The sequence below is a fragment of the Nonomuraea sp. NPDC059194 genome, assembly GCF_042754765.1.
In the GTDB taxonomy this organism is placed as follows: Bacteria; Actinomycetota; Actinomycetes; order Streptosporangiales; family Streptosporangiaceae; genus Nonomuraea.
In genome coordinates this window covers 37,071-44,370 of the sequence record NZ_JBHZBH010000053.1, presented here as the reverse complement: position 1 = coordinate 44,370, position 7,300 = coordinate 37,071, and the positions used below count along the sequence as shown (strand labels likewise).

Annotated in this window: 9 protein-coding genes; all 9 read right to left on the bottom strand. The window is 72.7% G+C overall.

The features are described 5' to 3' along the window. Positions 1-558 precede the first annotated feature (558 nt). The 9 genes from ACFXJ8_RS39375 to ACFXJ8_RS39335 all read right to left on the bottom strand — a co-directional run bounded on the left by ACFXJ8_RS39375 (position 559) and on the right by ACFXJ8_RS39335 (position 7,279). Positions 559-795 (bottom strand): hypothetical protein, encoded by a 237-nt coding sequence (locus ACFXJ8_RS39375; protein WP_379649954.1) that lies wholly within the window; start codon positions 793-795, stop codon positions 559-561. After that, positions 792-992, bottom strand: coding sequence for a hypothetical protein (locus tag ACFXJ8_RS39370; protein WP_379649952.1), 201 nt, complete (start codon positions 990-992; stop codon positions 792-794). The genes ACFXJ8_RS39375 and ACFXJ8_RS39370 overlap by 4 nt, the downstream gene beginning before the upstream one ends. Before the next feature lie 98 nt (positions 993-1,090). Further along, positions 1,091-1,468 carry a hypothetical protein gene (locus ACFXJ8_RS39365; RefSeq protein WP_379649951.1) on the bottom strand — a complete coding sequence of 126 codons (378 nt, stop codon included), beginning with the start codon at positions 1,466-1,468 and terminating at the stop codon, positions 1,091-1,093. A 92-nt stretch (positions 1,469-1,560) separates the two neighbouring features. Then, positions 1,561-3,030 carry a hypothetical protein gene (locus tag ACFXJ8_RS39360; RefSeq protein ID WP_379649950.1) on the bottom strand — a complete coding sequence of 490 codons (1,470 nt, stop codon included), beginning with the start codon at positions 3,028-3,030 and terminating at the stop codon, positions 1,561-1,563. Next, entirely contained in the window at positions 3,027-3,917 is an 891-nt protein-coding gene (locus ACFXJ8_RS39355; protein WP_379649949.1) for a hypothetical protein, read from the bottom strand. Before ACFXJ8_RS39355 ends, ACFXJ8_RS39360 begins: the two co-directional genes overlap by 4 nt. Before the next feature lie 25 nt (positions 3,918-3,942). Then, positions 3,943-4,377 carry a hypothetical protein gene (locus ACFXJ8_RS39350; protein ID WP_379649947.1) on the bottom strand — a complete coding sequence of 145 codons (435 nt, stop codon included), beginning with the start codon at positions 4,375-4,377 and terminating at the stop codon, positions 3,943-3,945. A gap of 16 nt (positions 4,378-4,393) precedes the next feature. After that, positions 4,394-6,334 carry a hypothetical protein gene (locus ACFXJ8_RS39345; RefSeq protein ID WP_379649945.1) on the bottom strand — a complete coding sequence of 647 codons (1,941 nt, stop codon included), beginning with the start codon at positions 6,332-6,334 and terminating at the stop codon, positions 4,394-4,396. A gap of 146 nt (positions 6,335-6,480) precedes the next feature. Then, positions 6,481-6,705, bottom strand: a complete 225-nt coding sequence (locus ACFXJ8_RS39340; protein ID WP_379649943.1) for a hypothetical protein — start codon at positions 6,703-6,705, stop codon at positions 6,481-6,483. A 94-nt stretch (positions 6,706-6,799) separates the two neighbouring features. Continuing rightward, the gene (locus ACFXJ8_RS39335; protein ID WP_379649941.1) at positions 6,800-7,279 is read right to left on the bottom strand and encodes a hypothetical protein; all 480 of its coding nucleotides are present in this window, start codon (positions 7,277-7,279) and stop codon (positions 6,800-6,802) included. Between the last annotated feature and the right edge of the window lie 21 nt (positions 7,280-7,300).

Genomic DNA, 7,300 nt, shown 5'->3' with positions numbered 1-7,300 from the left:
GCGGTGTTGCCGCGCCCCGGCGTGTCGTCAGGGCGTAGTGGGCTAACCGCCTGGCGCCCTGCTATGGTCGTCTCCAGACGTGAAAAGACACGCAGAAGCCGATCAGCTCAACTCGGCGGCCAAACCTAGGAGCTGACGACGGAAGCGCGTCATATGAAGTTGTTTGCGTGAGAGGCGCCCCGCACTGCGGGGCGTTTTCTTTTTGCCGGGAGTTTCTCCTGACGACGTTTGAGACTGGGTAGTCAACGCCGCATCTTTCCACCTTGACAGGCTGTGAGCACAGCCAGACGCGCCGAAAACCCCGGGTGTGTCGCAGAAGTTGATCACAATCGGGTCGCAAGGGGCCCTGATCGGGTGCCGACGCGGGAGGGCGGGCAGGCAGGGGCCGCGCCGCGCCCTGCCCGCTCGTCATCCCACGTCGGCACCAGACCACGAGTTGCGTCGCGCGTCGCCAGCTGCCGGCGGCCGCGACGACGAACCCGCGCGCCGCCGTACGGGCCGGGAGTGTGTGAGGGCCCTCGCCCGGCCAGGCGGGCGAGGGGATGGGGCGGGAAACGCTCATGCCGATGCCACCGCGAGCTCGGCTTCGGCCAGAGCCTCCAGCGAGGCGATCCACTCCTCAGCCGCTCGCGCCTCGCGGTACGCCTCGGCGATCACCTCGGTCAGCCGGTGGCGCAGTTCGGCCAGCACGCGCTCCAGGCGAGGCAGCAGCGCCTGTACGTTGCTCGCCGGGCAGGTGACGGCCAGGGTGACCAGCTCGGCGACGGTGGCGTCGGGCAGCTGGTTGTCGCTCACGCGGCTCTCCTGAGCCGCTGGCCACGAGTGGCGGGAGCGTCGGCGGTGCCGTCGACGATCGCCTGCATGGCCGCAAGGCCTCGGCGCATGGTGGCCAGTTCCTGGTCGACCAGCGTGAGCAACGGCGCGGCCTCGGCCAGGATCCGGGCCAGCTCGGCGGCCTGGGTGGATGACATCGTGGATGGAGCGGGCATCATGGAGACTCCTCCGTCTCTGGTTGGGATTGGGGTGGGGGCGCGTTCCCAGGTGGCCGGACTTGGTCGGTTGACCACCCAGGAGCGCGCCCCTTGGCCGTTCAGGAACCCGCGGGGCTGCCGGACAGCCGCCTCTCCAGGAGCTGGCACAACCGGCCTATGCGGGTGAAGAAGTGGTCGGGGGCGCCCTGCTTGTCCCGCTCGTCGAACGCCCGCAGGGCCATCTCGAACCCGTCGCTGAACGGGCCCAGCTTGTCGTCGACCTCGCCGAACGCGCGCCGGGTGATGATGTCGGCGATCAGGTCCCGCATCCGGTCGGGCCAGTCGGCCGCCGCCTGCTCCAAGACGGTCTGGAAGCTGTCGGCCACGGCCGCGGCCAGCTTGTCGGCGTCCAGGTCGGCGGGTGCCTGCTCGAACTGCATGTCGGCGATGACATCGAGAGCGTCGGTGTAGCGGCGGAAGGCGTCGCTGGTGTTCATGTGCTTCTCCTTGGTGGGAGCGGGTGGTGATTGGAGTTGATCTTCGGAGGAGGACCGGTAGCAGCGGGCGCGGCTACCGTCGAATCGGCAGGTCAGCGTGGGGCAAGGGCATACAGGCCGTGCCCGGTGCGGACGACGGCGCCGCCGTCGGCGTCGGCGAGCGCGCCGAGCGTGTTGCGGACCGAGCCGACCTTGACCTCCCGGCCGCCGTCGGCGTTGACGGCTTCCAGGACGTCCTCGGCGGACAGCGGGTCCTCGGCGGCGGCCAGGACGGCCAGGACACGGTCCTCCAGGCGGGGCTTGCTCTGGCCGCCCGCGGTGCGGCCGGTCGAGCCGCCCGCCGCCTGGCCCTGCTGGCTCTGCTGGTCCTGTGCGTCCCGAAGGGCCTGGCACAGCCCCTCCATGGCGACCGGGTCGTGACGGAGGGCGTAGGCCTCCCCGGCGGCCTGGTGGGAGATGTCCTCCAGGCGGGCGGGCTCGTCAGTCCCGTACAGGGCCAGGATCTCCGGGTCCAGGCCGGGCATCGGGGCGATGGAGCCGACCCGCAGGTGTCGCATCATCGCGGTGGGGCGCGGCCCGGACAGCAGGTAGCCGGTGCCCTGCGTGCCCGGGGCGTCGTCCTGGTCGTCGTCGGGGGCCGCCTCGAACTGCGAGCGCAGCACGCGCGGGGCGAGCGTCCTGGGGATGGGCATGAGCTGTTCGCCGGCGGGCAGCAGCCCGTCGCCGACCAACTGCCGCATCATGGACGACGACCAGCGCAGCAGCGTGACCTCGCCCTCCTTGAGCATGGCCCTCAACGTGTCGCTACCGCCGAGCTCCTCCAGGTGGGAGGCCTGGGCGGCCAGGCCGATGCCGACACCAACGCTGCGGCCGGTTCGGCCCAGCTCCTTGATCAGGTGGGTCGCCATGTCCCGGTAGGGCGCGCCTCGCTCCAGCAGGCGGTTGGCCTCGTCGATGCGGACGTGCAGCAGCGGGTCGGTGCCGAGAGCGAAGGAGTTGCGCCCGGCGGCGCTGTAGCGGCGCATCCGGTCCTGAGCGACGGCGGCCGCTGCCAGCAGCATCAAGATCGCCTCTTCCTGGCTGCGGGCGTACCAGTCGACGTTGCCTTCGGCTTCTGGCACCGACTGGCCCAGCTTCAGGTCCGCCAGCCACGTGCAGATCCCGTTCAGCTTCTCGGCGATCAGCTCGATCTGCAGAGCGCGTGACTTGCCCGCACCCGTGGTGCCGAACAGCAGGAACCGCTGAGCGCTGCCGGTCGACGGGTCATACAGCCGCTTCTTGACCGGGCGGCCGTTGTGGTAGAGCCCGGTGATGATCCGGCCGTGCCGGTCCATCACCAGGTCCTCGCGGGTCACGGCCCGGACCTCAGCCAGCGGGTTGGACGGGTAGATCGTGACGAGCGCGCGGCGCAGGCCGTCGGTCTCGACGGCGATCCGGGTCGGGTCGTTGATGTCCAGCGCCGAGCACAGCGCGGCCAGGTCGTAGCGGATGACCTCGCCTTGGGGAACCTCAAGCTCCAGCTCGACCACGTCATCAGGGGCGGTCAGGACGGGCACGCTCACGCCTCCTCCAAGGTGCTGGTCGACGTCGTGGTGGTGTGGCCGGCACCCGGGCGGCCGACCCGGACGCCGGTCAGGACGGCCCCGGGCATCGCCGTCGGCGCGATCCGCTGCGCCCATACCGTCGCGGGGTCGCTCGCCTCATCCGGCTTGCCGACGGTCAGCAGGCGCACGGATGCGCCCCGGCCGGGCACGGGGCCGATCGTGATCGCCTCTTCGGGGACGTCCATCAGCGCCGACAGGCGCTTGATCGAGATGTCCGGCACTGGGTGGCCAGCGATCGCGGAGCGGATGACGGCCCGCATCGAGGTCTCGCCGGTCCGCTCGATGTCCTCCAGCACGGTGTCGGGCGCCGTGCCGCCGTCGACGGCGACGTGCTGTGCCCACCAGCGGGCGGCCGGGTGCCCGTCGACTACCTCCATCGGGGCCGGGGCGGTCGTCGGCGCGGGGGGCGGCGGTGGGCAGAGCATGCGGCGGGCCAGGCGGGCCGGGCGCAGCAGCCCCGTCGCGGTCGTCCAGACCAGCAGCGCGAGGGCCTCGCCCCAGTGGATGCCCGCCACGAGCTGTTCGGCGATCAGCAGCGCGGCCAGGGCGGTGCCGGGCGCCAGGTACAGCACGGTCGCGGTCGTCTTCTGATGGCCCTCGGGCTTCCATAGCCGCAAGGTCCCCAGCCCGATGATGGACAGCGCCGCGGTCGCCAGCAGGCAGGCGCCGGCGAACGCGGGCGTGAACAGGCCGACGGCCGCCGCGACGCCACCGGCGAGGGTCGCCACGCGCCCCGCGGCGCTGCGCACGGCATCCAGACGGCGGCGCGCCCGGTCGACGGCGGGCCAGGCCGGGAGCTCGACGTCGACTTTCGGCAGAGGCGGGGGCGTGGTGGTCCGGTTCACGGTCATCTCCTTCCAGGTCAGCGGGTCAGCGGTTGCTGTAGAACTCGGCTTCGGCCATCGGGACGGGCATGTGATTGGCGGCGTCGGCGACCGTCCCGTAGTCGGCCTGGTGGGCGGCGGCGGCCGCTCCGAACAGCGTCGCCAGGTCTTCGGTGGCGGCGGCCATCGCTTCGGCGTGGCCCAGCACCGACCGCATGACGAGCGCGGCCTGGTGGTGCTCGTTGACGGTGTCGCGGTCGACGGCCAGGCCCGCCATCTGGTCGGCCAGGCGGTCGACCGAGTCCGAGCAACCCTCGACGTAGCGGTAGGTGGAGCGAACCTGCTGGCTTAGCCCGCGCAGCCGGAGTCCGGCCGCGGTGAGCTGGGCGATGACGATGCCGTAGCGCACCACCGTCTCCAGCACGCCGCCGGTGGCCGCGACCGCCCCGCCGGTCGTCTCGCTCCTGGTCAGCTCTCCCATCGGGTCCTCCCTGTCGTCAGTCGTTGTGGTAGTCGCGCTCGGCGGGCCGGATGTGGCCGGCGTCGCGGACCGCATCAGCCAGCGGCCTGTGGCGGGCCTCGGCGTTGGTCCCGGCGACCGAGATCGCCTCGGCGGCGCGGGGCAGGGTCGCGGCGATGGCTTCGGCCTTGGCCTTGACCGTGGCGGTGTGCTCCATGAGCCGCAGCACCATGCCCGCCAGCACGCCGGGCACCCGCAGCTCGACGACCTTGGCGTGCAGGGCCTCCAACTTGGTCAGCAGCAGCTCGCAGCCGTCGGCGGCCGACTGGGCCTCGGCGACCCCGTCGACGATCTCCTCTGCCATGTCGGCGTCGGCGTCGATGACGTCGTAGATGGTCAGGTCGGCGTCGCGGCACTGCGTGCTGCGAGGTGCGGGTACGAGCGGACTCATCTGGGCTCCGATCTGGGCTCCGTTCGACTGGGCTGGTGCTGACGTTGACGAGGCCGGGCCTGGGGCCGGCGAGCTGGCGGCGGCCGCCGGGGACAGTGCTGGCCACCCGGCCGCGGGTGCTCCCGCGACAGCCATGGCCGAGACGGCGGACTCCTGGCGCGGTTGGCGTCGCTCGTCCACGCGCTCGACGGTGACCTTCACCCTGCGGTCGGCCCCGGGCGGCGGCCGCATCCACTCGGCTCCCCGGGGAGGCGGGGGCGGCGTCGACCGCTTCCGCGACTCCCGGCCCGCCTGGCCTGCCTGCTGCGCGCCCGACGCGCCTGACGTGCCCGCCGTCGAGTCGGTCGCTGAGCGCGCCGCCGTGGTGGATGCCGCGTGGCGGGCTCGCCAGCTCTTGAGCCACCTGGTGGTGCTCTTCCACCGACGCTTGCTCCCCTTACCGCCCTTGGCGCCCTTGGCGGCCTTGGGCGTGGCGGCGGCCTTGCCGCCCTGCTTGTCCGCCCCGGGCCCCGCGGGCCGGGTCCAGCGCTTGCGGCCGGGCGGCAGCGCCTTGTCCCCGCCGGGGCCAGGGCGACTCTTACGCGGGGCCTTCCACCGCAGCGGGCGCGGCCGCTTCGGCGCCGGGGTGTCCTTGCCGTCCCGCGGCTTGCCGTCCTTGGTCGCCCTGGGCGCCTTGGGCATCTTGCCGTCCGTCTTGCCATCGACCGGCTTGCGCGGCTTGCGGTTCTTGATGCAGGGCGCCGTGCCGAGTCCGCCCTTGGGCTGCTTGCCGTTCTTGGTCTTGGGCGCCTTGCGAGAGCCCCTGCCAGGGCCGTGAGAGCCCTTACCGCCCGCGCCGGGCCCGTGCCCGCCGGGACCGCCGTGGCCGCCCTTGTCAGAACCCTTGGGGCCCTTAGGTCCCTTGGGGTCCTTCCTGCCGCCTCCGCCTCCGGAGCCGTGGCCGCCCCCGCGGCGCTTGCGGTGCGGGGCTTGGTGGTGGGACCGGGTGAGCAGACCACCACCGCCGCCCTTGCCAGCCCCCCGAGAACCGCCGCCATGCTGGTGACCGGCCGCCTTGGCGTGCGCCTTGTCAGCACTCGCGCGGGCCTGATCCGCCAGCGCCTGGCGGTGCCGGGCCCGGTGCCACATGCCCTGCGCGGCGGCCACACCCAGCGCGGTCACCAGCGCCATGCACATCTGCAACGTCTCGCGCGCGGTCGGGTTGGCGGGGTCCTCCGGCGCCGGCGGCATGAACTCGCCCTCGCCATCTTCGGTGGCCTCGGCATCCGGCAGGGCGGGAAGGGCCGGGGGCGGCGGCATCATCAGGGCCAGCGGCGGGCCCATCGTCCCGGCACGTGGCAGGCCCTCGGACAGGAAGGCGGCCGGGACCATCTCCTGGTCGGCGGGAGCGTCCGCGGCCGCCAGGACCGAAGGTCGGGGCGCGGGAGGCAGCGGCGGCAGCGGCGGGGGCGAAACGGGCCCGTCCGACCGCGGCCGGAAGGACACGATCTTGGCGTCCGTGCCGTCCTTGGTGGGGTCGTCAGCCACGGTGTGCGCTCCTTTCAGGCGTTGACGGACAGTGACGGGATGGCGTACTCTCGCGCGCTCGTGCGCGCGGGCGCTCGCGCGCTCGCATTACGCGAGGCTCGGGCCGGAACCCGGGTGAAGATGAAGATGAACATGAACATCGCGCGTCACGCTCCGTAGCGATCGCAGAAGTTGGACAGCCACAGCGCCAGGTCGTTCCACACGCGCTGGTCGCCGTCGGCAGCCCGCTCCCGGGCGATCTTCCGGGCCTGGTCCCACCACAGTTCGGCGAGCCCCTGCGGGCCACGGTCGGCGACCAGCGCCTGGCGCTGTTCAGCGTGCCGCCGCTGGTTGTAGGCGCGTCGCTCTTCCTTGGTCATCGGCCGGTTCACTACGCCTCCTCAGCTCGCGTCGGGTCGGGGCCGGGTGCCGCCACCCCGGCGGAGGCCAGGGCGGCGGCAGTGGACCGTGCAGTCGTGCGTGCGGTCATGCCGACCGCTCACGGCGGACCATGTCCAGGAAGCTGCCGTCGTCAGCGGCCGGGGCCGCCGGACGGGGCTTCGGGTAGGGCTGCCCCCCGCCGCTCAACCGGCGGGGGGTGGCGCTTCCACGGCTGAGCGCGGCGGCCTCCTGCCTGGCCTCAACGGAGGCCTTGCGGACGGCGGGCAGCTCGTGACGCTGCCGCCGGTGCTGCGCCGCGACCTCGAAGGTGAGCTTCACCGCGGCCTCCAGGTGCTCCTGGAGCTTGGCGAACGGCGCGGTGACCTTGTGGTGGCGCCACCACGCCTCGAAGGTGCCGAACTCGGCGGGAGGGTTGGCCCGCCACATCGCCTCCGCGTCCCGGCGGATGCGGGCCACGTAGTCGACGTACTCGGCCAGGGCCACCCGGAGCTGGCCGGAGAACGCCTCGACCATCTCCGGGCTGTCCAGCATGTCCCCCGACCAGGGGCCGGTCGAGTTGCTCATCGAAAACTCCTTGTCAGACGG

Excerpts from the sequence above, each read along its gene's own strand:
- ACFXJ8_RS39335 (WP_379649941.1), bottom strand. The coding sequence starts at position 7,279 with ATGAGCAACTCGACCGGCCCCTGGTCGGGGGACATGCTGGACAGCCCG.
- ACFXJ8_RS39350 (WP_379649947.1), bottom strand. The coding sequence starts at position 4,377 with ATGGGAGAGCTGACCAGGAGCGAGACGACCGGCGGGGCGGTCGCGGCC.
- ACFXJ8_RS39365 (WP_379649951.1), bottom strand. The coding sequence starts at position 1,468 with ATGAACACCAGCGACGCCTTCCGCCGCTACACCGACGCTCTCGATGTC.
- ACFXJ8_RS39370 (WP_379649952.1), bottom strand. The coding sequence starts at position 992 with ATGATGCCCGCTCCATCCACGATGTCATCCACCCAGGCCGCCGAGCTG.